The organism is Mesorhizobium sp. M7A.F.Ca.CA.002.05.1.1 (assembly GCF_003998335.1).
Classification (GTDB): domain Bacteria; phylum Pseudomonadota; class Alphaproteobacteria; order Rhizobiales; family Rhizobiaceae; genus Mesorhizobium.
The window spans coordinates 1-2,142 of sequence record NZ_RZQI01000972.1 but is presented as its reverse complement, the minus strand read 5'-3'; the positions used below and the strand labels follow the sequence as shown (position 1 = coordinate 2,142).

Sequence of the window (2,142 nt, the reverse complement as noted above, 5' to 3'; positions counted from 1 at the left end):
GCGACGGCCTGGTCGTAGGTCTGCTGCGTGCCGGCCTGCTTGGCGACCAGATCCTTGGCGCGCTGGAGATCGGACTGCGAGCTGGCGAGCATCGCCTGATCCTTGGCCAGCGCCGCCTGGTCCTTGGCAAGCTGCGCCTTCAGCGCCCGGTCATCGAGCGAAAACAGCAGATCGCCGGTCTTGACCATCTGCCCGTCCTTGACGTCGATGGACACGATTTGGCTGGACACCCGCGCGTTGATGTTGACGACGGCGGGAGAGGAGACGAAGCCGATCGCATAACGCCGGATCGGGAAATCGGCTGTCGAGGCGACGGCCGAGAGGATGGAGACCGAGCGCCCGGCATTGTCGGCCTTCTTGTCCGAAGCCGCAGCCTGTTTGTCCGGCGCGGCAACCTGCTTTGCGCCGATGACCTGCTGGACCCTGCCAAGCGCGTCAGGCGAAAGATAGAGCCAGCCGGCCGCACCCAGGCAGGCGACGGCCAGCAACGAAAGAACGACTTTTCCACGCATGGTCAAAGGCCCTCTCCACCCGACACGTCGTGGTCCGATGGGTTCTATTCCAACGCGGCCCGTTGCCGCGATTTCGCCGAATAGATAGGACACGCCTTTGTTGGAAAAGGGCCAAAAGGCGGCATTACGAAGATTTAATGTGCACTGCACAATGGATGTGCAACACGGGGCGGCTCCCGATCCGGACGGTCCGCCGAGAGTCCGAATCCCGTCCCCCTACGATCGGCTGGTGCGCCCCACAGCCTATTTAAGCATCGGCCAAAGCGTCGCCGCCAGCAGCACGCCCATGGCGATGTTGAACCATTTCAGCCGCACCGGGTCCGACAGGAAGCCACGCAGCGCCGTGCCGAACCCTGCCCATACCGAGACGCTCGGCAAATTGACGATAGTGAAAGCCACGGCGATCAACACCACCGACAGGAACGGGTGCTCGGCATTGGCATAGACGGCCATGGCGGTGATCGCCATCACCCACGCCTTGGGATTGACCCACTGGAATGCGGCCGCCTCGATGAAGCGCATAGGCCGCGCGTTCGTCTCGCCCTTGCCGGTCAGCGTGCGCGACATGGCGATCTTCCACGCGAGGTACAAAAGATAGGCGCCGCCGGCGATCTTGAGCGCGGTATGCAGCGCCGGAAACGCCGTCAACACAGCGCCGAGGCCAAGACCGACGGCAAGCAGCAGCACGAGGAAACCCATGCTGATGCCCAGCATGTGCGGAACGGTTCTGACGAGGCCGAAATTCACGCCCGATGCCAGCAGCATGAGATTGTTCGGCCCCGGCGTGATCGAGGTCACGAAGGCGTAGACAAGCAGGGCAAGGAATGCGTCGAGCGACATGGATATCCTCCCTGACAAGTCAGCATCGGAAGCCTCACTATGGAAGCTGGCTGACGCGTTCGGCGCCAGCCCCGCCGAAGTCCTACATCGCCTGCGGGCCGCGGTTCAACGCTGCCACGCCGGTGCGGCAGATTTCGACCAGGCCGAGCGGTTTCATGATGGCGATGAACTGGTCGATCTTGGAGCCTTTGCCGGTGATCTCGAAGATGAAATGCTCGGTGTTGGCGTCGATGACGCTGGCGCGGAACGCATCGGCCAGCCGCAACGCCTCGACCCGGGCCTCGCCGGTGCCGGCGACTTTGACCAGCGCCAGTTCGCGCTCCAGCGGCCGCTCCTGCCCGGATTCATGCGAACGCACGGTCAGGTCGACGACGCGGTGCACCGGCACGATGCGCTCGAGCTGGTGCTTGATCTGCTCCAGCACATGCGGCGTGCCGCGCGTCACGATGGTTATGCGCGACAAATGCTTTTCATGCTCGGTCTCGGAGACGGTCAGGCTCTCGATGTTGTAGCCACGCCCGGAAAACAGGCCGATGACCCTGGCAAGCACGCCCGGCTCATTGTCGACCAGCACGGAAAGCGTGTGGTTTTCCGGCTTTTCCGTCTCCTTGGCGATGAAATAGGCGGAGCCGGTCGGTTGTAGCTGTGCGTTCATGACATGAATCTCGATTTCAAGCTCTTGAGCTAATTCTTTGTTTGCGCAGGGCTTTCTGGCGACAGCTCTGCCTTGGTTCTGCCGGCTACACCAGTTCCCTGCCCTTGGCGTCGATGGCGTTGGCCACCGCCTCGT

General features: G+C 62.7%; 3 protein-coding genes. All 3 read right to left on the bottom strand.

All coding sequences use genetic code 11. From position 1 onward, the window contains the following. Positions 1-512 (bottom strand): efflux RND transporter periplasmic adaptor subunit (locus EN939_RS31310; RefSeq protein ID WP_127271477.1); only part of this gene is annotated, 512 nt, incomplete at its 3' end. A 243-nt stretch (positions 513-755) separates the two neighbouring features. Then, positions 756-1,352 (bottom strand): LysE family translocator, encoded by a 597-nt coding sequence (locus EN939_RS31305; RefSeq protein WP_127271476.1) that lies wholly within the window; start codon positions 1,350-1,352, stop codon positions 756-758. Positions 1,353-1,434: 82 nt separating this feature from the next. After that, positions 1,435-2,007, bottom strand: a complete 573-nt coding sequence (gene ilvN / locus EN939_RS31300) for an acetolactate synthase small subunit (protein ID WP_023757090.1) — start codon at positions 2,005-2,007, stop codon at positions 1,435-1,437. Positions 2,008-2,142: the final 135 nt, after the last annotated feature.